Here is a 21,177-nt window from a genome sequence, read left to right as displayed (position 1 = left end):
GAGGTCGCAGCGCCCGGAGCGTCGCTCTTTGCGATACTTCTCCAGACAGCCGGATCAGCGGAGAGGAAGAGCCATGCCCATAGCCACCCCCGAGGTCTACGCGGAGATGCTGGCCCGTGCCAAAGAGCACTCCTTCGCCTTTCCGGCGATCAACTGCGTGGGCTCGGAGAGCATCAACGCCGCGATCAAGGGCTTCGCCGACGCCGGCAGTGACGGCATCATTCAGTTCTCCACCGGCGGGGCCGAGTTCGGCTCGGGCCTGGGGGTGAAGGACATGGTGACCGGCGCGGTCGCGCTGGCCGAGTTCGCCCATGTGATCGCCGAGCGGTACCCGATCACCGTCGCGCTGCACACCGACCACTGCCCCAAGGACAAGCTCGACACCTACGTGCGTCCGCTGCTGGCCATCTCCGCCAAGCGGGTGGCCCAGGGCACCAACCCGCTGTTCCAGTCGCACATGTGGGACGGCTCGGCGGTGCCGATCGGCGAGAACCTCTCGATCGCCCAGGAACTGCTGAAGCAGGCGGCGGCCGCCAAGATCATCCTCGAGGTCGAGATCGGTGTGGTCGGCGGTGAAGAGGACGGCGTCGAGGCCGAGATCAACGAGAAGCTCTACACCAGCTCGGAGGATTTCGAGGCGACCATCGAGGCGCTCGGCATCGGTGAGCACGGCAAGTACCTGCTGGCCGCAACGTTCGGCAATGTCCACGGCGTGTACAAGCCGGGCAACGTGGTGCTCAAGCCGGAGATACTGGCCGAGGGCCAGCGGGTGGCCTCGGCCAAGCTGGGTCGGCCGGCCGGCTCCAAGCCGTTCGACTTCGTCTTTCACGGCGGCTCTGGGTCGTTGAAGTCCGAGATCGAGGACTCATTGAAGTACGGCGTGGTGAAGATGAACGTCGACACCGATACCCAGTACGCGTTCACCCGGCCCATCGCCGGGCACATGTTCACCAACTACGACGGTGTGCTGAAGATCGACGGCGAGGTGGGCGACAAGAAGACCTACGACCCGCGCAGCTACCTCAAGAAGGCCGAGGCCAGCATGTCCGAGCGGGTGGTCGAGGCGTGCAACGACCTGCACAGCGCGGGCCGAAGCGTCTCGGCCGGTTAACAGCGATTTCGGCGCGCTAATCGTCGCCCAGCGACGAAAAGCGCGCCGAAATCGCTATGACGACTGGCAGATCTTCCACTGGTTGTCGCGGAACTGAAGGTCGAAACTGCGGGTCGACCGCGTCGCCGGATCGAAGGCCATGAACGAGGTGACGTTGGCCTCGGCGTGCTCGCCGTTGACCACCACCTCGTCGATGCTGGCCACCACGGGGTACTGCCGCGCCACGGCGACCCGCCGATGCGTATCGGCCCAGCTGCCTTCGTCGAAGTTGACGTAGCTGCCGCGGGTCGGCCCGCAGGTGATGGTGCGTAGGGTTGCCAGGTCGCCGCTCTGCACGGCGGAGTCGAAGCTGTGGATCGTCGTGCGTACCAGCTCCTCCTGCGAGGCCTTGGGTGAGCTGTCGCGGGTCAACAGGATGACGGCCAGGATCGCCACCGCGGCCAGCACGGCGATGGCGACTATCACCGCGATGACCAGACCCCAGCTGCGCCGGCGGGTCAGCGGCACCCGCGGTGGGATCTCCTGCGGGGTGGTGGAGCGCACGGGGTGGCCGGCGACCGGGAACACCTCCGTGGGAGTCGAGATGATCTCGGTTTCCGGATCAGGGGTGCGGTCGATGATCTGGGTGGATCCTGCGTCGAATCCCGGTGCGGTGTAACGCCGTTCGGGTGCCGGCTCGGCGACCGGGTTGACCTCGGTCGGGGAGTCGACTTCGGGTACGCCTGGTTGGGCTGCGTCGTCGTGGTCGGTCCCGGAAGGGTTCGACATGGCGGGCTGCGGTCCTCCTCGAGTGCTGGTGCTATTGACCCTATCGCTTGGGTCGCGCCTGCGGCCCGCGGCGGCACGGCACAATGGGGCACATGACGTCCTTTGGGGATCTACTCGGACCGCAGCCCGTCCTGCTGCCCGGTGACATCGAGGCCGAGGCCGAACTCGAGGCTGGTGAGAAGCCGGCGATCGTGGCGGCCGCCCATCCCTCGGCCTCGGTGGCGTGGGCACATCTGGCCGAGGACGCGCTTGCCGACGACAAGGCGATCACCGCCTATGCCTACGCCCGCACTGGCTATCACCGTGGTCTGGACCAGCTGAGGCGCAACGGGTGGAAGGGGTTCGGCCCCGTCCCGTACAGCCACGAGCCCAACCGCGGCTTCCTGCGCTGCGTGGCGGCGTTGGCCCGGGCGGCCGACACCATTGGCGAGACCGACGAGTTCGCCCGGTGTCTCGACCTGCTCGACGACTGCGACCCCTCGGCGCGCGCCGAACTGGGTCTGGCCTGAACTACCAGTCCGTCTGACCGAGGCAGTCGTCGGCGCGGCCGGGCGGTTCGACCTGGACGGTGGCGTGATCGAGCCCGCGCGCGGACAGGATCGCCCGGGCGTCGTCGAGCACCCGATCGGAATTCCCGTCACTGGTCAGGTGGGCGGTCACCATGTCCTTGCCCGGCACCAGGGTCCACACATGCAGGTCGTGGATCTCGGTGACACCGTCGATGGCGGCCAGCGCAGCACGCAGTTCTTCGACGTCGATGTGCCGGGGTGAGGACTCCGACAGGATCCGCAGGGCAGCGCGGGCCAGTGCAATGGCCCGCGGGAGCACCCATAGCGCGACGAACACTGCGACGACGACGTCGGCGTAGGGCCAGTGCGTGGTCACCGTGACGATGCCGGCGATCAGCACGCCGATGCTGCCCACAGTGTCGGCGACGACCTCCATGTAGGCGCCTTTGACGGCCAGGCTGTGCTCGGATTGCGACCGCAGCAGCAGCGCCACGGCGGCATTCGCGATCAGACCCGCAATGGCGACCACGATCATCGGCACTCCGGGGACCTCCGGGGCATGGCCGAGGCGGTCGATCGCCTCGTAGAGGATGAACACCGCGACGCCGATCAGCAGCACGGCGTTGGCGACGGCCGTGAAGACCTCGGCGCGGTGCCAGCCGTAGGTACGTGCCGCCGAGGGCGGACCGTGCCGGGTCAGCAGGACCGCGGACAGCCCCATGAACATGGCCACCAGGTCGGTGAGCATGTGCCCGGCGTCGGCCAGAAGTGCGATCGACCCGATGAGCAGCGCGGTGGTCAGTTCGACGGCGAAGAAGACGGTCAGAATCGCCGCGGCGATGACCATCCGGCTCACCCGCGTGTCACCACCGTGGCTGTGGTCGTGTCCAGCACCCATGCCTGCAATATATGCATAAATATGCATATGTAGCAAGAGCGCCGGGCGCACCATTCGGAATGTAACGTTGCTTCAAACGGACTGTCAGTAGGACTCGAGCCGTGGCGGTGTCAGGCTCGCGGCCTCGGCGCACCCAGGAGGAACGCAGCGCGTCCGCCCGTGCGCGGCTGTTCGATGCCACCGTTTGACGAAGTACGGCTACGCCGGCACCACCACGCCACGGATCGCGGAGATGGCCGGGCTGACGCGAGGCGCCCGGGTGCACGGTTGCCACGGTGGTGGCCGGATTCAGGGGCGGCTACGCGAAGGCCGCCGACCCGCTCGGGGCCATCTTCGACCTGATCTGGGGCGCCCCGATCGCGGCGAGCGCTGTGATCGCGGCGGTGCTCGAGCCGGTGCCGCACCACCTGCACGACGCGATGCTGGAGTTCGTCTGCACCGCGACGGACACTCTGCGCGGCATCCTGATCCCGGCCTTCGTCGAGAGCGACAGAGGGCGGGCACGGCGTCGGTGGGAGACCGCCGCGACCGCTCTGCGCCGGATGGCGCACCCTGACCTGGTCGCGTGGCTAAACGGGCAACGTTAATAACGTCTCCGTAAATAGGGGCCAATGCCACTTCACAGATCACATACATACCGTTATGTTTGTTGATGCCTACCCGGGTATCGGGGACCGATCCGGGACGGCAGCGGTAGAGGGGGCCGCTGCAGCTCGGCTCTGTCCCCGGTCACATCCAGGCCGACCAGAATCTGGTCAGCTGACTCCCGATCGAGGCGAGTCCGCCTGGCACGCCCGACAGGTCGAAGAACCGGAAGACCACCGAGAAGAACCAGCGGTTCGGGGCCGGCGCCAGCAGCAGGACCAGCAGAATCAGGAAGCCGAACTGCTTGGCCGGCGCCACGGCGCGCTGCGTCTCGGGGCTCAGGTGCGGTTCCAGCGCGCCGTAACCGTCCAGTCCGGGAATCGGCAGGATGTTGAGCAGCAGCGCGGTGATCTGCAGGAAGCCCAGGAAGGCCACGGCCGACCAGAACACCCCATGCCCGGGGTCATAGAACGCCCGGGTCAGCGCGAGTAGCAGCCCACCGAGCACCAGGTTGGCCAGCGGGCCGGCGAGGCTGACGAGGGTGCGCTGGCGCGGTGTCATGAAGCCCGTGCGCACGTAGACCGCCCCGCCCGGCAGGCCGATGCCGCCGAGCGCGATGAACAGCAGCGGCAGGCCGATCGACAGCAGCGGGCTGGAGTACTTGAACGGGTTGAGCGTGAGATACCCGCGAACCGCGACGTCCTGGTCGCCGAACCGCCACGCGGTATAGGCATGCCCGAACTCGTGCAGGCACAGCGACACCAGCCAGCCGGCGATCACGTAGATGAAGACCCCGACGTAGGCCAGTGGCCCCACGGTCGCCGCCGACAGCCATGCCAGCACCCCGCCCAGGGCCGTGATCGCGACGATGACCAGGAAGATCGGGCTCGGGCGCACCGACTGGTGCGGCGGGCGGACACTCACGCCACGACGCTACCGGAGCCCTACCCGCCTGGTCACCGGACCTGCAGCCAGCCCGTCACGTGCCGGTAGAACGCCGACCGTTTCACCTCACGCGTCACAGGAACCCCTTCGCGCACCACCCGCGCGCCGGTGGTGCCCAACTGAACGGCGCGACCGCCCGACCACCGGCGCGGCCCCATCCCCCCAGACAGCACGGAAGCCCGAAGGCCGGGCATCGTCGACGTCGGTTCGATCCGCACGCCCGGTGCGTCACCGTCGAACAGCACCTCGTCGTCGACGACGGCCTCCCCGTGCACGACGCTCGCCCCGTCGGGCGGCAGCCACAACGCCGCCCCGACCAGAACCGCGCCCGTCTCGTCCCGGATCAGCGGAACGCGTTGCGCGACAGCATGTTTGGCGCGCCGCGAACCGAGCAGTCCCGGCACGTGGGCCACCTCCACGTCGAGCCGTTCGATGCGCATGAGCCGGGTCAGAACCGTGGCCAAATCGACGTCGTCGCCCACGACCACCACCCGGCGAACGCCCTCGAGGGCGGCATCGACGTCGGTTCCGGCAGCGATGTCGTGGCACGGCAGGGGGGCTAGCGAGCGCGTCACCCGGCGGTCGCCGAATCGCAGCACAGCGAGCTGGTTGTTGGTCAACGACACTCCTCGCTGCATGCTCCGATAGGGTGGGTCCCCGGCTGGATCACACTAAGCAGGAGAAACGCCATGCCGGCAATCGTCCTCATCGGCGCCCAGTGGGGCGACGAGGGCAAAGGTAAAGCCACCGACCTGCTCGGTGGGCGTGTGCAGTGGGTGGTCCGCTACCAGGGCGGCAACAACGCCGGCCACACCGTGGTCCTGCCGACGGGCGAGAACTTCGCCCTGCACCTCATCCCGTCGGGCGTCTTGACGCCCGGCGTCACCAACGTGATCGGCAACGGCGTGGTGGTCGACCCGGGGGTGCTGCTCACCGAGCTCTCCGGGCTCGACGACCGCGGCATCGACACCTCGCGACTGCTGATTTCCGCCGACGCCCACCTGCTCATGCCGTATCACGTGGCCATCGACAAGGTCACCGAGCGCTACATGGGCAGCAAGAAGATCGGCACCACAGGACGCGGCATCGGCCCCTGCTACCAGGACAAGATCGCCCGGATGGGCATCCGGGTCGCCGACGTTTTGCACCCCGAACAGCTGGTTCAGAAGATCGAAGCCGCCCTGGAGCTCAAGAACCAGATCCTGGTCAAGGTCTACAACCGCAAGGCGCTGGACCCCGACGAGGTCGTCGAGACGCTGCTGGCCCAGGCCGAAGTATTCAAGCACCGTATCGCCGACACCCGGCTGCTGCTCAACAACGCCCTGGAGGACGGCGAGACGGTACTGCTGGAAGGGTCGCAGGGCACGCTGCTCGACGTCGACCACGGCACGTATCCGTACGTGACGTCCTCGAACCCCACCGCGGGCGGCGCTGCTGTGGGCTCCGGGATCGGGCCCACCCGGATCACCACGGTGCTGGGGATCCTCAAGGCCTACACCACCCGCGTCGGGTCCGGACCATTCCCCACCGAGCTGTTCGACGAGAACGGCGCCTACCTGTCCAAGACTGGCGGTGAGGTCGGCGTCACCACCGGCCGGGCCAGGCGGTGCGGCTGGTTCGATGCCGTGATCGCCCGCTACGCCACCCGGGTCAACGGGATCACCGACTACTTCCTGACCAAGCTGGACGTGCTCTCCAGCCTGCAGACCGTCCCGGTCTGCGTCGGCTACACCGTCGACGGCAAGCGCACCAGCGAGATGCCGATGACCCAGAGCGACATCGCCCGCGCCGAGCCGATCTACGAGGAGCTGCCCGGCTGGTGGGAGGACATCTCCGGAGCCCGCGAGTTCGACGACCTGCCGGCCAAGGCCCGTGACTACGTGCTGCGGCTGGAAGAGCTTGCCGGAGCGCATGTTTCGTGCATCGGTGTCGGGCCGGGCCGGGATCAGACCATCGTGCGACGTGACGTCCTGGCGCCGCGGGGATGACGGATCCCAGCCAGCTGGACCCGGAATACGACCGCCACGGCGGGTTCCCCGAGTTCGAGCCTGCCGATCCCGGTCCGGGATTCGGCCGATTCATCGCAGCAATGCGCCGTGTGCAGGACTTTGCGGTGTCGGCCGACCCCGACCGTGACACCTGGGAGACTGCCGCCGACCGCGCCGAAGAACTCGCCGCGCTGCTCGGCCCGTTCGAGGCGGCTGAGGGAGTGGGGCCGGCCAACCGGGTGCCGAACCTGCCCGGTGCCGGCAGCCTGTTGATGGCGCCCTATCGGATGACCAAGTTCCAGGCCGACGGCGTCGAGTTCACGGTGCAGTTCAGCCGCTTCCACGTCGGTGGCAACTCCGCAGTCCACGGCGGTGTGTTGCCGTTGATGTTCGATTCGATGTTCGGCATGGTCATCCACGCCACCGGCCGCCCGATCAGCCGGACCGCCTTTCTGCATGTCGACTACCGCAATGTCACCCCGATCAACGTGCCGTTGACCGTACGGGGCTGGCTGGACCGGGCCGAGGGCCGCAAGGCGTTCGTCAAAGCCGAGATGACCGATCCGGACGGGAAGCTGCTGGCCGAAGCGCACGGCCTGATGGTGCGTCTGCTGCCCGGACAGCCCTGACATCTGTCAGCATGGCGGCGTGGTTGAACACCGATCCAAGACGCTCAAGGCAATGACCACCCCACGGGCAGCCGCGTTGGCCGGCGTGCTGTTCGCCCTGCTGTTCGGCACGGCGCTGTTCCTCATCAGGACCTCACTGCCCGAAGGCGGCTCGCCGGGATCGCAGTGGCTCGACACCGGTAGCGCCAAGATGAAATTCGCGTCCATGCTGATGCCGTTCGCCGGGATCAGCTTCCTGTGGTTCATCGGCGTGATCCGGGACGGGTTCGGACGGTACGAGGACCGGTTCTTCTCCACGGTGTTCCTGGGCAGCGGTCTGCTCTTCCTGGCGATGATGTTCGTGACGTCGGCGGTGGGAGCCGGGCTCGCGGGAAGTAACACGGCGGTCGCGGGCACCGAGATCAACACCGACGTCGCGCTCTTCGGCCAGATGACGGTGCTGGCCCTGTCGAAGACGTACGCGGTCAAGATGGCCGCCGTCTTCATGATCTCGCTGGCGACGATCTGGTTGCGCACCGAGCTGATGCCCCGCTGGCTGGTGATCGTGACTTATCTTGCGGCACTGAGCATTCTGGCGGTCAGCGATCTGAACATGTGGATCGTGATGGCATTTCCGGTGTGGGTGTTGATTGTCAGTGTCCTGCTACTCACCAGGGCCGGGGTGTTCGAACGGCACCGCGACGAATACCAGAACGCGGCCATCCGCTAAGGGCCTCGATGGGCCAAACCGCGATCGTCGGGCAGGATCTGCTCGACGAGCCGTCCTGGCATTGGCCTACCCGGGGCTGAGTCCACCTATCCTTGGGCATCATGCGCGTGATGCTGGTCGGGTCCGGTGAACTCAGCCGCGAACTGGTGCTGGCCTTCCAGCGCCTGGGCGCCTTCGTCATCGCCGTCGACCGATACGCCGATGCCCCCGCCCATGACGCCGCCGACGAGGCGCTGGTGGTCAAGATGACCGACCCCGAGGAGTTCGCCGACGCCATCGCCCGGGTCCGGCCCGACTACGTCGTCGTCGACACCAACGCGGTGGCGATCGACGCGCTGCGCACCGCCGCCGAAAGCGGATCCACGCAGGTGGTCCCTGGCGTGCATGCCACCCAGCTCAGCCTCGACCGGGAGGGCATGCGCAGGCTGGCCGCCGACGACCTCGGCCTGCCGACGGCACCGTTCTGGTTCGCCGGGTCGGTAGCCGAGCTGGCCGCCGTTGTCGAGCATGCCGGCTTCCCGATGGTGGTCAAGCCGGTCGTCGGGGTTCCGGGCCAGGGATTGTCGGTGCTGCTGCGGCCCGAGGACGTCGAGCCGGCATGGCAGCGGGCGGTCGACGCCGGCGGCCGGGTGCCGCACAACCGGGTGCTGGCCGAGACGGTCGTCGAGATCGACTACGCCGTCACGCTGTTGACGGTCAGCACCGAGGGCCCGGCGGGCCCCGCACTGCACTTCTGCGAGCCGATCGGCCACCGCCAGCTCGACGGGGATGTGCTGGAGTCCTGGCAGCCGCAGCCCATGAGCGAGGCGGCGCTGGGCGCGGCGAAGTCGGTGGCCGCCCGCATCGTGCGCGCCCTGGGCGGGCGGGGCGTCTTCGGGGTGGAGCTGCTGGTCCGCGGCGACGAGGTGTACTTCTCCGACGTCAGCGTGCGGCCCTACGACAGCGGGCTGGTGACTCTGCGCACCCAGCGGCTCTCGGAGTTCGAGCTGCACGCCCGCGCGGTGCTCGGGCTGCCGGTCGACACCATCATGATCTCGCCGGGAGCGGCCGAGGTGACCTATGCCGACGAGGCCGACGGACGTCCGACGCCCCGGCCGGAGTCGGCCGCGGTGCTTGCCGAGGTGTTGACGGTGCCGGAGAGTGATGTCCGGTTGTTCGGCAGCCACGAGGGAGCTCCGCGGCTGCGGCTGGGCCTGGCGCTTGCCACGGCGGCCGACGTGACCACCGCCCGTGACCGGGTGTGGCAGGCGTCGGCGACACTTCGGAGGTTGTGGCAGTGACGGACGAGAAACAGAACAGCGGGTCGAGCCCGATGCCGATTCTGATCGCGCTGGGCATAGCTGTGCTCGTGCTGATCGCATTCGGGATCTCGTGGCTGGTTCGCGGTGATGGGCTGAGCGCGGATCAGCGCGTCGGCCGCGCCGCGGTCGGACAGAACGACGCCCTGCAGCGGGAGAACTACCCGGACTTCCGCAAGTTCACCTGTACCGGCCAACAGGGCGCCGAGGCGGAAGTCATTGCCCGTCAACAGCAGTCGAGGTCCGCGCAAGGGGCGCGCTTCGTCGACGACGTCATCGGGGTCAAGATCGACGGCGACCGGGCCACCGCCACGGTCGTCTACCACTTCGAGAAGGCGCCGGACAAGCGGATCCAGAGTCCGATGACGTTCGTCCGCGAGGGCGGGGACTGGAAGGTCTGCTCGCCCGGTCCGGCCTAGCGATCTCAGCCGCATGTGCGAGACTCAGGGCTGTGAGCTATGCAGGAGATATCACCCCCGAGGAAAGCTGGAAGTTGCTCAGCGAGAACCTCGAGGCGGTGCTGGTGGACTGCCGAACCGACGCCGAATGGCGGTGGGTCGGCGCGCCCGATCTGACCCCGCTGGGCCGCGAGGTGGTGTTCGTGGAGTGGAACCACAGCAACGGCCAGCACAACGACAACTTCGTGGCCGACCTGAACGCCGCCGGTGTCACGCCCGGTGATCGCCCGGTGGTCTTCCTGTGCCGGTCGGGTAACCGGTCGATCCCCGCGGCCGAGACGGCCACCGCCGCCGGGATCGCGCCGTCGTACAACATGCTCGACGGCTTCGAGGGCCAACTCGACGCTCACGGCCACCGCGGGGTGAACGGCTGGCGGGCGCTGGGCCTGCCCTGGAAGCAGTCATGACCGATCCGGTGCCGTCGGTGCGGATTCCCGCGCCGCTGCCGGACGGGGTCAGCCAGGCCACCATCGGGGTGCGCGGCGGGCTGCTGCGCTCGGGGTTCGAGGAGACCGCCGAGGCGGTGTACCTGACGTCGGGCTATGTGTACTCCTCGGCTGCCGAGGCCGAGAAGGCGTTCACCGGCGAGATCGACCGTTTCGTCTACTCGCGCTACGGTAACCCGACCATCTCGATGTTCGAGGAACGGCTGCGGCTCATCGAGGGTGCCCCCGCGGCATTCGCCACCGCGTCGGGGATGGCGGCGGTCTTCACCTCGCTGGGTGCGCTGCTGGGCGCCGGCGGCCGGCTGGTGGCCGCCCGCAGCCTGTTCGGTTCCTGTTTCGTGGTGTGCAACGAAATCCTGCCGCGCTGGGGGGTCGAGACCGTCTTCGTCGACGGCGATGACCTGTCGCAGTGGGAGGAGGCGTTGAGCACGCCGACCCAGGCCGTGTTCTTCGAGACACCGTCCAACCCGATGCAGTCGCTGGTCGACATCGCAGCGGTGTCCGAGCTGGCCCATGCCGCGGGTGCAAAGGTGGTGTTGGACAACGTCTTTGCCACTCCGCTTCTGCAGCAGGGTTTCCCGCTCGGGGCGGACGTGGTGGTGTACTCCGGTACCAAGCACATCGACGGCCAGGGCCGGGTGCTCGGTGGGGCGATCCTCGGCGACAAGGAGTACATCGACGGGCCGGTGCAGAAGCTCATGCGTCACACCGGGCCGGCCCTGAGCGCGTTCAACGCGTGGGTGCTGTTGAAAGGCCTTGAGACACTGTCGGTTCGGGTCAACTACAGCAGCGACTCCGCGCTGCGGATCGCCGAGTTCCTCGAGAGTCATCCCGCAGTGCGCTGGGTGCGCTACCCGTTTCTGCCCTCGCATCCCCAGCACGATCTGGCCAAGCGGCAGATGTCCGGTGGTGGCACCGTCATCACCTTCGAACTCGACGCGCCCGAGAGCAAGGCCAAGGAGCGTGCCTTCGAGGTGCTCGACAAACTGCAGGTGATCGACATCTCCAACAACCTGGGCGACGCCAAGTCGCTGATCACCCACCCGGCTACCACGACGCACCGGGCGATGGGTCCGGAAGGTCGCGCGGCGATCGGCCTCGGTGACGCCGTGGTGCGAATCTCGGTGGGCCTGGAGGGCACGGAGGACCTGATCGCCGACCTGGATCGCGCGCTGGGTTAAGGCCTGGCCAGCTGGATCCATCCGCCGGCGATCACCGAATTCCGACGACGAGACGATCGAACCGGTGACGCGGGTGTGGTTCAAGTCGGTCGGTGACGAGGACGACTTCCCCGAATAAGTGCGCTACGCCGAGTCTCGCCCGACGTGCTGATCGAGCACATCGAGGCGGTCCGCAGACTCAACAGGTGTCAACTATTCTCGGAAGGGGGTCGGCCAGCGTGTCGGACCGGGCCGCCCAGCACAATGGTGCGGTGCAGTGGCTGCGTTTCGTCCCGGTCCACCAGGACGACGAGCTGGCCCGGCCGCTGATCGCCGAGCTGGCCGTCGAGTACGCCACCCGCTACAACGGCACCGAGGACCGTGTGCTGAGGTGGCTGCGGGGATATCCGGCAGACGAGTTCAGTGCGCCGGACGGCGGCATGCTGATCGGGCTGCTCGATGACCGGCCGGTGACCGGCGGGGCCTTCCGCCGCTTCGACGCCGAGACCGCCGAACTCAAACGCATCTGGACCGACCGCAACCACCGGCGGCGTGGGTACGCCAAGGTGCTGCTCGATGCCCTGGAATCCGAGATCGTCCGGCGGGGCTATCGCCGGGTGTACCTGACCACCGGGGACCGTCAGCCCGAGGCGGAGGCGCTCTACGAGAGCGCGGGCTACACCCGGCTGGACGAGCCGCTGCCCGCCGACGGTGAGGTCTATCCGATCGCGTTCGGCAAGCTACTGTGAACCCCGGCAAACGCCAGGGTTGAAATCACGGTGAACTGAACCCCGGGTTCCGGAATATCTTGTGCGACAGCACGTTAGACAGTTGAGTGATGGCTCTCAACCCGGTGTATCTCGGCGTCGCCCTCGACGGCTATGGTTGCCGCCCGCAGGCGATGCGGTACACACCGGCCGCCGAACCGGTGACCAGCGGCCGACATTGGGCGCGGCTCGCGGCCATCGCCGAACGTGGGATGTTGGACTTCCTCACCGTTGAGGACAACCTGGGAACCCGCGGAGACACACCCAGGGCCGACGCCGTCCTGATCGCCGCGCGAATCGCGCCGGTGACGCGCAACATCGGGCTCATCCCGGTGGCCACCGTCACGCATACCGAGCCGTTCCACATCTCCAAGGCGATCGCCACGCTGGACTACGTCTCACACGGTCGCGCGGGCTGGCAACCACGGGTCAGCGCGACGGCAGCCGAGGCGGAACTGTTTGGTCGCCGTGCCGCACCTGCACCGGACGAATCATTCGACGAGGCAGCTGATTTCGTCGAAGTGGTGCGCCGGCTGTGGGACAGCTGGGAGGACGACGCGGTGATCCGTGACGTCGCGACCGGACGTTACGTCGATCGCAACCGGTTGCACTACATCGACTTCACCGGGCGCTACTTCTCGGTGAAGGGGCCGTCGATCACGCCACGGCCGCCACAAGGGCAACCCGTGGTCGCCGCTTTGGCGCACGCCGAACGGGTCTACGAATTCGCCTCGGCTGCGGCCGATGTCGTCTTCGTCACGCCGAAGGACGAGCAGTCCCTCGCGCGGATCGTCGGTGAAGTCAACGCAGCAGGCGGTCAGGACCTGAAGGTCATCGCCGACCTGGTCGTCGACTTCGGCGGTGCCAGCGACGTGCGTTCCGATGCTCTGGTGTGGGGCGGAACCCCTGCAGAGTTGGCCGACCTGCTGCTGGCCTGGCACGACCTGGGTCTCGACGGCTTTCGGCTGCGACCGGCGGTCAACACCACAGATCTGCCGGCCATCGTCGACGATCTGGTGCCGGTACTGCAGCGCGCGGGCCGGTTCCGTACCGCCTACCGCGACGGGGAGACGTTGCGCGAACGGCTGGGGCTGCCGGTGGCGGTCAACCGATATACACCGGTGAGGTCAACGTGACCGTTCCGCTGGCCATCCTGGATCTCTCGCCGATCAGTGCCGGCTGCGACGCGGCGTCGGCGCTGCGCAGCACCGTCGACCTCGCGCGCCACGCCGAACTTTGGGGATACCGGCGCTACTGGGTGGCTGAACACCACTTCGTCGCTGTGGCAGGCTCCAACCCGGCGGTGCTGATCGGGCAGATCGCGGCGGCTACCGAGCGCATCCGGGTCGGCGCCGCAGCGGTCCAGCTCGGCTACACCACCGCAGTGGCGGTGGTCGAGAGCTTCGGAATTCTGGACGCTTTCCATCCCGGCCGTATCGACCTCGGGCTTGGCCGCTCCGGGCAGCGCCGTCGTGAAGCCGAACAGTCGTCGAGTGCGGAACCGCGCACACAGAATGTGCGTAACTCTCTGGGAGGTTCCTCACTCAACGGTATTCCGCCGCAACAGGACTGGCGCGAGATCGACGGCGTGGTGGTGCCGCCACCCTTCGACACCCGCACCCTGTTGGCGAGCCCGCGAATGCGCGCGCTGGCCACCATACTGACTCAACCGCAAGCGTTGGCGCCCGACTTCGCCGAACAGGTCGACGACATCCTCGCCCTTCTCGATGGAACCCACACCGCCGGAGGATTTCCCGTCCACGCGGTGCCGGGAGAGGGAACCGGCCTGACGCCCTGGATTTTCGGCAGCAGTAAGGGGCAGAGCGCCGCGGTGGCCGGAGCCCGCGGGCTGCCGTTCGTCGCGAGTTATCACAGCACCCCGGGGAGCGCCCTGGAGGCCGTCGAGGCCTATCGCGCGGTGTTCACCCCGTCACCGACTCTGCCGGAGCCCTACGTCGTGGTGTCGGCCGACGTCGTCGTCGCCGACGACACCGCCACCGCGCGTCATCTCGCCGCGCCTTATGGGCACTGGGTGTATTCGATTCGGGCGCACGGTGGCGCGGTTCCCTACCCGGATCCCGACGACTGCCCGCCGCTGACCGACGAGCAGCGCGCCGTGGTCTCCGACCGGATCGCCACGCAGTTCGTGGGCGACGCCGACGAGGTGGCCGACAAGCTGAGCGCACTGCAGCGGGTCACCGGAGCCGACGAGCTGGTGGTCACCACGGCCACCTACCGTCATGCCGACAGGCTGCGGTCGCATGAGCTGCTCGCCAAACGCTGGGGTCTGCCGTCATGATCCGGGAGGGCAAGCACCGCAAACGGATTCACCTCGCCGCGCACTTCCCGGGAGTGAACAACACCACGGTGTGGTCGGATCCCGCGTCGGGCAGCCAGATCGGTTTCGAGTCGTTCGTCCATCTCGCGCGCACCGCCGAACGGGGCCTGCTGGACTTCTTCTTCCTGGCCGAAGGGCTGCGATTGCGCGAGCACCGTGGCCGCGTCCACGACCTCGACGTCGTCGGTCGGCCCGACACCTTCACCGTGCTGGCCGCCCTGGCCGCGGTCACCGAGCACATCGGCCTGGCCGGAACGATCAACACGACCTTCAACGAACCGTTCGAGGTCGCAAGGCAATTCGCGAGCCTGGACCACCTGTCCGACGGCCGGGCGGCGTGGAACATGGTTACCTCCTCGGACGCCTTCACCGGCGCGAACTTCCGCCGCGGCGGGTTTCTCGACCACGCCGACCGGTATCGGCGCGCCGAGGAGTTCGTCACCGTCGCGCGCGAGTTCTGGGACTCCTGGCCCGCGGGCACCGGTTCTGACGGACGCCGGTTCGTGTCCCATCGCTCCCCGCAGTTCGACGTTCGCGGACTCGCCACCCTGCCCGCCGGCCCGCAGGGGCATCCAGTGCTTCTGCAGGCGGGGGACTCCGACGAAGGCCGCGACTTCGGTGCCAAGCACGCCGACGCGTTGTTCACCCTGCACGGTGCGCTCGAGGCCGGCCAGCGCTACTACGCCGACGTCCAGGCCCGCGCGGCCGCGTGGGGCCGAGATCCTGACGCGCTCAAGGTTTTCCCGGGTGCGACGTTCGTGCTGGGGGACAGCGCAGCCGATGCCGCCGAGAAGGCGCAGCACATCCGGCGGCAGCAGGTCAGCCCGCAGACCGCGATCGCGATGCTCGAACAGGTTTGGCAACGGGACCTCTCGGCGTACGACCCGGACGGCCCGCTGCCCGACGTCGAGCCCATCGACGACCCGACCGTCACCCAGGGCCGGGTGCGCCACGGCGATCCCAAGGCTCTTGCCACCGCCTGGCGGCAGCGCGCGGAGGCCGACAACCTGTCGATCCGTGAACTGGTCATCGCCGTCACCAGCCGTCAGCAGTTCGTCGGTACCGCCGAGCACGTCGCCGCCGAGATCGACCGCTACGTGCAATCCGACGCCTGTGACGGGTTCATCCTGGTGCCGCACCTGACCCCGGATGGACTCGACGAGTTCGTCGACACCGTGGTGCCGCTGCTGCAGGAACGCGGGGCGTTCCGCACCGAGTACGGCGGCCAGACACTGCGGGAGAATCTGGGGCTCAGCCCGGTGTCGCCTGCCGCACGGCTTCCCGGATAGGCCCGACCCACAGATCGCCGTGGCCGGGGATCAGCGTGTCGGTCTCCAGCATCGCCAGCGCGGCCAGGCTGCGCACGCAGCCCTGCTCGTCGTGGTTGAACAGGCCGGGAAGCAGCTGGGGCCCGGCGCGCCGGGCCAGCGGGTGACCGGTGACCAGCGCGTCGCCGCCGACCAGAACTCCGTCCACCACATAGGAGCAATGCCCACCGGTGTGGCCCGGTGTCGGCACGGCCAGCGGGCGTCCCGGCAGCGTTGCGGCGATGTCCCCGGTGAGAGCCTGGGTGGTGAGGATGCCGGCGCGCACCAGAGCGCCCTTGCGGGTGATGTCCACCGACCACATGAGGTAGCGCGGCCGCCAGGCGTGCGCCAGCAGGTCGACCGGGGAGGCCTGCTGGAGGTACTCCCGGTTGGAATGTCCGACCTCGTCGGCGTGGCAGTACACCGGTGTTCTGTGTGCTGCGGCGAACCAGATCGCCGAACCGAAGTGGTCGACGTGGGCGTGGGTCAGCAGGATGGCCCGCACGTCGGCAGGCCCGAAACCCAGCTGGCGCAGCGATGTCAGAACATCGTCGCGACTGCCGGGAAAGCCCGCATCGATGAGCATCACGCCGGTGTCGTCGGCGACGAGCGTCCAGTTCACCAGGTCGGTCTTGGCCAGGTGGACCTTGTCGGTGATCTGTGTCAGCTCGGCGGGCATGTCGCGAGTGTAGGCAGGCGACGATGCGCGCAGATCGGTACCGGAGTAGAAACGAGGACGTGGCCGAACTGAAACTGGGATACAAGGCCTCGGCGGAGCAGTTCGCGCCGCGTGAGCTGGTGGAGTTGGCGGTGCTGGCCGAGGCGCACGGGATGGACAGTGCGACGGTCAGCGACCATTTTCAGCCGTGGCGCCACGAGGGCGGTCACGCGCCGTTCTCCTTGGCCTGGATGACCGCAGTGGGCGAACGCACCAAGCGGATCACGTTGGGCACCTCGGTGCTGACGCCGACGTTCCGCTACAACCCGGCGGTGATCGCGCAGGCGTTCGCGACGATGGCGTGCCTGTACCCCGATCGGGTGTTCCTCGGGGTGGGCACCGGAGAGGCGCTCAACGAGATCGCGACCGGCTACATCGGCGAATGGCCGGAGTTCAAGGAGCGCTTCGCCCGGCTGCGTGAGTCGGTGCGGTTGATGCGCGAGCTGTGGCGCGGTGACGGGGTGGACTTCGACGGCGACTACTACCACCTCAGGGGTGCCTCGATCTACGACGTGCCCGAGGGCGGTGTGCCGGTCTACATCGCGGCCGGCGGTCCCGCCGTGGCCAAATATGCGGGGCGTGCCGGTGACGGGTTCATCTGCACCTCGGGAAAGGGTGAGGAGCTCTACACCGAGAAGCTGCTGCCCGCAGTCGAAGAAGGTGCCAAGGCCGCTCACCGCGACCTCGACGCGATCGACAAGATGATCGAGATCAAGATCTCCTATGATCCGGATCCTGAACTGGCACTTAACAATACGATGTTCTGGGCGCCGCTGTCGTTGACCGCTGAACAGAAGCACAGCATCCACGACCCGATGGAGATGGAGAAGGCCGCCAACGAGCTGCCCATCGAGCAGGTCGCCAAGCGCTGGATCGTGTCCTCAGATCCCGACGAGGCCGTTGAAAAGGTTCGCGAATACTTGAAATTCGGGCTAAACCACCTGGTGTTCCACGCTCCGGGTCACGACCAGCGTCGCTTCCTGGAACTGTTCGAGAAGGATCTCGCGCCGCGGCTTCGGAAGCTTGGCTGAGGGATCAGCCATCGATCGTGCGCGCGACTCCTCAGTGTTGCACACCGGACGGAACTTAGCTGCAGCCAAATTCACCGTCGTTACTGCAAATCGGGGCGACCATTCCCGACCGTTTCCGGGCTTTAGACATTCCGGCTGGCAATCTGAAGTTTGCCAGTTTTGAATGATGACGGACGGCCGAAATGCCTAATCCCACTTCCCGCGAGTTCGGAGTTTTCAACGGCGCCCTCATACGGGAAGCTGTAGCCCGTGACCGCCGCGCGCACCGCCACCGCCATCTACGTCGCCTCCCCGGAGGGAGACACCGGAAAGTCCACCGTCGCGCTGGGCATCCTGCACCGGCTGACCGCGACCGTTCCGAAGGTGGGGGTGTTTCGGCCCATCACGCGTCGGGAGGACCGTGACTACATCCTCGAGCTGCTGCTGGCCCACAGCAATGCCGGCCTGACCTACGACGAGAGCGTCGGCGTCACCTACCAGCGCCTGCACGAGGATCCCGACGGTGCGATCACCGACATCGTCGATCGCTATCACGCGATGGCCGCCCGCTGTGACGCCGTGGTGATCGTCGGCTCCGACTACACCGACGTGGCGACCCCGACCGAGCTGAGTGTGAACGCTCGGATCGCGGTGAACCTCGGCGCACCGGTGGTGCTTGCGGTTCGAGCGCGCGACCGCACTCCCGCCGAGGTCGTGCAGGTGATCGAACTGTGCCTGGCCGAGTTGGCCCTGCAGCACGCCCACACCGCGGCGGTGGTGGCCAACCGCTGCGATCCGGCTCAGGTGGAGGCCGTCGCCGCCGCGTGCAAGGACCTCAGCCCGCACGTCTACGTCCTGCCCGAGGAACACCTGCTGGTCGCACCCACCGTCGCCGACCTCAGGGCCACGGTGGACGGGGTGCTGGTCCACGGTGACGAGTCGCTGCTGGGCCGCGAGGTGATGGGCGTGCTCGTCGCCGGGATGACGGCCGAACACTGCCTGGAGAGGCTCGCGGAGGGTGCTACCGTGATCACCCCGGGTGACCGCTCCGACGTGGTGTTGGCCGTAGCCAGCGCGCACGCCGCCGAGGGTTTTCCGTCGCTGTCGGCCCTGATCCTCAACGGCGGGCTGCCGCTGCATCGCAGCATCGCCGAACTGGTGACGGGCCTGGGCCTGCGGCTGCCGATCATCGCCAGCGACTACGGGACGTTCGAGACAGCCAGCCGGGTCGCCGCGGCGCGGGGCAGAGTCACGGCCACCTCGCAGCGCAAGATCGACACTGCGATCGCCCTGATGGACCGCTATGTCGACATCGGCGATCTGCTCGAGCGGCTCGCGATTCCGATCCCGACGGTGACCACCCCGCAGATGTTCACCTACCAGCTGATGGAACGGGCCCGCTCCGACCGCAAACGCATCGTGTTGCCCGAGGGCGACGACGACCGCATCCTGCGTGCCGCCGGCCGGCTGCTCCGCCGGGAGGTCGCCGACCTGACGATCCTCGGCGAGGAGGCCCGGGTCCGTTCCCGCGCAGCCGAACTCGGTGTCGACCTCACGGCAGCCACCGTGCTCAACCCGCGCACCAGCGTACTGTGCGACGAGTTCGCCGCACAGTACGCCGAGCTGCGCAAGAAGAAGGGCGTGACGCTCGAGCAGGCCCGGGAGATCATCCACGACGTCTCCTACTTCGGAACCATGCTGGTGCACAACGACATCGTCGACGGCATGGTCTCCGGAGCCGCGCACACCACCGCGCACACCGTGCGGCCGGCCTTCGAGATCATCAAGACCCAGCCAGACGTGTCGACGGTGTCGAGCATCTTCCTGATGTGCCTGAGCGATCGGGTGCTTGCCTACGGCGACTGTGCGATCGTGCCGGACCCGACCGCCGAACAGCTCGCCGACATCGCGATCAGCTCGGCGCGCACGGCCGCGCAGTTCGGCATCGAGCCCAGGGTGGCGATGCTGTCCTATTCGACCGGAGACTCCGGCAGCGGTGCCGGTGTGGAAAAGGTCCGTGCGGCAACCGATCTCGTGCGCAAACGGGACCCCGGCCTGTCGGTGGAGGGGCCGATCCAGTACGATGCCGCCGTGGACGCGACGGTGGCTGCGGCGAAGATGCCGGGATCCGAGGTGGCCGGCCGGGCCACGGTGCTGATCTTTCCGGACCTCAACACCGGCAACAACACCTACAAGGCGGTGCAGCGCAGCGCGGGGGCGATTGCGATCGGTCCGGTGTTGCAGGGACTCAATAAACCGGTCAACGACCTGTCCCGTGGGGCGCTGGTCGAGGACATCGTCAACACTGTCGCGATCACCGCGATCCAGGCCCAGGGGAACTGATGTCGCAGACCGTACTGGTTCTCAACTCCGGCTCTTCGTCACTGAAATATCAACTCCTCCAACCTGATACGGGTGCATCGCTGGCACACGGCATTGTCGAGCGGATCGGGGAGGAGGCGTCGAGCGCCGTTCTGACGTTCGGTGACCGGGAGATCCGGCGCGACGGCCGCATCGCCGACCACGAGGCGGCGCTGCGCACCGCGTTCGACCTGTTCGCCGAAGCTGGCCAGCGCCTGGACAGCCTGGGTCTGGTCGCGGTCGGCCATCGGGTGGTACACGGCGGGCAGCGACTCTACCGGCCGACAGTGGTCGACGACGCGGTACTCGACCAACTGCGCGAACTGGCCCCGCTGGCACCGCTGCACAACCCGCCGGCGGTGCTCGGCATCAAAGTGGCCCGTCGGGTGCTGCCCGAGCTGCCGCATGTCGCGGTGTTCGACACCGCTTTCTTCCACGCCCTGCCCGCTGCCGCGTCGACGTACGCGATCGACCGAGACCTGGCCGCACGCTGGCAGATTCGCCGCTACGGATTTCACGGGACGTCGCATCAGTACGTCAGCCAACAGGCGGCCGACTTCCTGGGCGCCCCGTTGGAGTCGCTCAACCAGATCGTCCTGCATCTGGGCAACGGCGCGTCGGGGTCGGCCATCGCGGGTGGGCGTCCCGTCGACACCACCATGGGCCTGACCCCGATGGAGGGTCTGGTGATGGGAACACGGTCCGGCGACATCGATCCCGGCGTGATCAGTTACCTGTGGCGAACCGCGGGAATGGGTGTCGAGGACATCGAGGTGATGCTCAACCGGCGGTCCGGAATGTACGGTCTGGCTGGGGAGATCGACTTTCGAATCCTGCATCAGCGCATCGAATCCGGCGACGAGGACGCCCGACTGGCCTACGAGGTCTACGTCCACCGGCTGCGGAAGTACATCGGGGCCTACCTCGCCATCCTCGGCCACACCGACGTGGTGACGTTCACCGCCGGGGTCGGCGAGAACGACGCCCGGGTGCGTCGCGACGCACTGACCGGATTGGCGACGCTGGGTATCGAGATCGACGAGCACCTCAACGAGAGCCCGACCCGCGGCGCGCGGCTGATCTCCGCGGACAAGTCACCCACGTCCGTGCTGGTTATCCCGACCAACGAAGAGCTGGCGATCGCGCGGGCCTGCCTGACGGTGATCTAGGCT

General features: G+C 67.7%; 22 protein-coding genes and 1 pseudogene. 18 read left to right on the top strand and 5 right to left on the bottom strand.

The window, feature by feature from the left end:
• The first annotated feature begins 73 nt into the window (after positions 1-73).
• Positions 74-1,111 (top strand): class II fructose-bisphosphate aldolase, encoded by a 1,038-nt coding sequence (gene fbaA / locus K9U37_RS01550; RefSeq protein WP_243070224.1) that lies wholly within the window; start codon positions 74-76, stop codon positions 1,109-1,111.
• Positions 1,112-1,165: 54 nt separating this feature from the next.
• Here the strand turns inward: fbaA and K9U37_RS01545 are convergent, their stop codons facing one another.
• Positions 1,166-1,879, bottom strand: a complete 714-nt coding sequence (locus K9U37_RS01545; protein ID WP_243070223.1) for an Rv0361 family membrane protein — start codon at positions 1,877-1,879, stop codon at positions 1,166-1,168.
• A gap of 92 nt (positions 1,880-1,971) precedes the next feature.
• Between K9U37_RS01545 and K9U37_RS01540 the strand changes: the two genes are divergently transcribed.
• A complete protein-coding gene (locus K9U37_RS01540; RefSeq protein ID WP_243070222.1) occupies positions 1,972-2,388 on the top strand; it encodes a DUF3151 domain-containing protein in 417 nt (138 codons plus the stop codon).
• A gap of 1 nt (position 2,389) precedes the next feature.
• Here K9U37_RS01540 and K9U37_RS01535 read toward each other — a convergent pair whose 3' ends face one another.
• Positions 2,390-3,286, bottom strand: coding sequence for a cation diffusion facilitator family transporter (locus K9U37_RS01535; protein ID WP_243070221.1), 897 nt, complete (start codon positions 3,284-3,286; stop codon positions 2,390-2,392).
• Between the two features lie 107 nt (positions 3,287-3,393).
• Here K9U37_RS01535 and K9U37_RS20115 point away from each other — a divergent pair.
• Positions 3,394-3,551: pseudogene (locus K9U37_RS20115) on the top strand (TetR/AcrR family transcriptional regulator); the annotation flags it as partial.
• Between the two features lie 13 nt (positions 3,552-3,564).
• Positions 3,565-3,873 (top strand): hypothetical protein, encoded by a 309-nt coding sequence (locus K9U37_RS01525; protein ID WP_243073484.1) that lies wholly within the window; start codon positions 3,565-3,567, stop codon positions 3,871-3,873.
• A gap of 142 nt (positions 3,874-4,015) precedes the next feature.
• On the opposite strand, the gene K9U37_RS01520 is transcribed toward K9U37_RS01525, so the two are convergent.
• Positions 4,016-4,795, bottom strand: a complete 780-nt coding sequence (locus K9U37_RS01520; protein WP_243070220.1) for a site-2 protease family protein — start codon at positions 4,793-4,795, stop codon at positions 4,016-4,018.
• A 32-nt stretch (positions 4,796-4,827) separates the two neighbouring features.
• Positions 4,828-5,436: a peptidase M50 gene (locus K9U37_RS01515; protein WP_243070219.1), complete on the bottom strand. Its 609-nt coding sequence runs from the start codon at positions 5,434-5,436 to the stop codon at positions 4,828-4,830.
• 69 nt (positions 5,437-5,505) lie between these two features.
• Between K9U37_RS01515 and K9U37_RS01510 the strand changes: the two genes are divergently transcribed.
• From K9U37_RS01510 to K9U37_RS01460, 11 genes are all read left to right on the top strand, one after another.
• Positions 5,506-6,804: an adenylosuccinate synthase gene (locus K9U37_RS01510; protein ID WP_243070218.1), complete on the top strand. Its 1,299-nt coding sequence runs from the start codon at positions 5,506-5,508 to the stop codon at positions 6,802-6,804.
• Complete coding sequence (locus tag K9U37_RS01505) at positions 6,801-7,433, top strand: PaaI family thioesterase (protein ID WP_243070217.1); 633 nt, start codon at positions 6,801-6,803, stop codon at positions 7,431-7,433. The genes K9U37_RS01510 and K9U37_RS01505 overlap by 4 nt, the downstream gene beginning before the upstream one ends.
• 52 nt (positions 7,434-7,485) lie before the next feature.
• On the top strand, positions 7,486-8,142 hold the full coding sequence (locus K9U37_RS01500) for a hypothetical protein (RefSeq protein WP_243073176.1): 657 nt from the start codon (positions 7,486-7,488) through the stop codon (positions 8,140-8,142).
• Between the two features lie 101 nt (positions 8,143-8,243).
• Positions 8,244-9,422: a formate-dependent phosphoribosylglycinamide formyltransferase gene (gene purT, locus K9U37_RS01495; protein WP_243070216.1), complete on the top strand. Its 1,179-nt coding sequence runs from the start codon at positions 8,244-8,246 to the stop codon at positions 9,420-9,422.
• Positions 9,419-9,859 carry an Rv0361 family membrane protein gene (locus tag K9U37_RS01490; RefSeq protein WP_372489354.1) on the top strand — a complete coding sequence of 147 codons (441 nt, stop codon included), beginning with the start codon at positions 9,419-9,421 and terminating at the stop codon, positions 9,857-9,859. The genes purT and K9U37_RS01490 overlap by 4 nt, the downstream gene beginning before the upstream one ends.
• A gap of 32 nt (positions 9,860-9,891) precedes the next feature.
• Positions 9,892-10,305, top strand: coding sequence for a rhodanese-like domain-containing protein (locus K9U37_RS01485; protein ID WP_243070215.1), 414 nt, complete (start codon positions 9,892-9,894; stop codon positions 10,303-10,305).
• Positions 10,302-11,525 (top strand): O-succinylhomoserine sulfhydrylase, encoded by a 1,224-nt coding sequence (locus tag K9U37_RS01480; protein WP_243070214.1) that lies wholly within the window; start codon positions 10,302-10,304, stop codon positions 11,523-11,525. The genes K9U37_RS01485 and K9U37_RS01480 overlap by 4 nt, the downstream gene beginning before the upstream one ends.
• A gap of 218 nt (positions 11,526-11,743) precedes the next feature.
• Positions 11,744-12,253: a GNAT family N-acetyltransferase gene (locus K9U37_RS01475; RefSeq protein WP_243070213.1), complete on the top strand. Its 510-nt coding sequence runs from the start codon at positions 11,744-11,746 to the stop codon at positions 12,251-12,253.
• 89 nt (positions 12,254-12,342) lie between these two features.
• On the top strand, positions 12,343-13,407 hold the full coding sequence (locus K9U37_RS01470; RefSeq protein ID WP_243070212.1) for an LLM class flavin-dependent oxidoreductase: 1,065 nt from the start codon (positions 12,343-12,345) through the stop codon (positions 13,405-13,407).
• Complete coding sequence (locus K9U37_RS01465) at positions 13,404-14,570, top strand: LLM class flavin-dependent oxidoreductase (protein WP_243070211.1); 1,167 nt, start codon at positions 13,404-13,406, stop codon at positions 14,568-14,570. The genes K9U37_RS01470 and K9U37_RS01465 overlap by 4 nt, the downstream gene beginning before the upstream one ends.
• Entirely contained in the window at positions 14,567-15,898 is a 1,332-nt protein-coding gene (locus tag K9U37_RS01460; protein ID WP_243070210.1) for an NtaA/DmoA family FMN-dependent monooxygenase, read from the top strand. The genes K9U37_RS01465 and K9U37_RS01460 overlap by 4 nt, the downstream gene beginning before the upstream one ends.
• On the opposite strand, the gene K9U37_RS01455 is transcribed toward K9U37_RS01460, so the two are convergent.
• Positions 15,861-16,595: an MBL fold metallo-hydrolase gene (locus tag K9U37_RS01455; protein WP_243070209.1), complete on the bottom strand. Its 735-nt coding sequence runs from the start codon at positions 16,593-16,595 to the stop codon at positions 15,861-15,863. The two genes, K9U37_RS01460 and K9U37_RS01455, sit on opposite strands and share 38 nt — an antisense overlap.
• A gap of 59 nt (positions 16,596-16,654) precedes the next feature.
• On the opposite strand from K9U37_RS01455, the gene fgd reads away from it, so the two are divergent.
• The 3 genes from fgd to K9U37_RS01440 all read left to right on the top strand — a co-directional run bounded on the left by fgd (position 16,655) and on the right by K9U37_RS01440 (position 21,174).
• Complete coding sequence (gene fgd, locus K9U37_RS01450) at positions 16,655-17,665, top strand: glucose-6-phosphate dehydrogenase (coenzyme-F420) (RefSeq protein WP_243070208.1); 1,011 nt, start codon at positions 16,655-16,657, stop codon at positions 17,663-17,665.
• A 249-nt stretch (positions 17,666-17,914) separates the two neighbouring features.
• A complete protein-coding gene (gene pta, locus K9U37_RS01445) occupies positions 17,915-19,987 on the top strand; it encodes a phosphate acetyltransferase (protein WP_243070207.1) in 2,073 nt (690 codons plus the stop codon).
• Positions 19,987-21,174, top strand: coding sequence for an acetate kinase (locus tag K9U37_RS01440; protein WP_243070206.1), 1,188 nt, complete (start codon positions 19,987-19,989; stop codon positions 21,172-21,174). The genes pta and K9U37_RS01440 overlap by 1 nt, the downstream gene beginning before the upstream one ends.
• Positions 21,175-21,177: the final 3 nt, after the last annotated feature.

The organism is Candidatus Mycolicibacterium alkanivorans (assembly GCF_022760805.1).
Lineage (GTDB): Bacteria > Actinomycetota > Actinomycetes > Mycobacteriales > Mycobacteriaceae > Mycobacterium > Mycobacterium alkanivorans.
This window is presented reverse-complemented; position numbering and strand designations above follow the sequence as displayed.